1 pseudogene is annotated in these 471 nt (G+C 48.4%); it reads right to left on the reverse strand.

Annotated elements, in window-relative coordinates:
* Nucleotides 1-471: pseudogene (locus tag AAZU54_RS27290) on the reverse strand (hypothetical protein); the annotation flags it as partial.

The raw sequence follows: 471 nt of genomic DNA on the forward strand, positions 1-471 counted from the left end.
GACTTGCAGCGGTAGACGCGCTTCACATAGCGCTTTAATCATGCCCATGACTGCCGCTGCACCGCCCATGTCGTATTTCATCTCACCCATGCCCAGACCTGGTTTGAGTGAGATACCACCACTGTCAAAGGTGATGCCTTTACCTACAAGTACAATCGGTTGCTCTAGGCTTGATTTTTTGCCTTTGGTTTTGCTGGTTTTGTCTTTTTTGGCGGCTTTGCCATTGTACTCAAGTAATACTAGCTTAGCTTCATGCGCGGAGCCGCGAGCGACTGCCAAAAAGCAGTTCATCCCTAATTGCTGCATGTCTTTTTCACCCAGTACTTTGACCGTCAATAGCTCTGGGTATTGATTTGCCAAGTTTTGCGCTTGCTCTGCAAGATAGGCAGGGAAACATACATTCGGTGGCTGATTTGCCAAATCTTTGGTGAGTGATTGACCTTGGGCAGTTGCCTGTTGCAGCTGTAGCAG

Source organism: Pseudomonas sp. Je.1.5.c, from assembly GCF_051129895.1.
GTDB classification, from domain to species: Bacteria; Pseudomonadota; Gammaproteobacteria; order Pseudomonadales; family Pseudomonadaceae; genus Aquipseudomonas; species Aquipseudomonas urmiensis.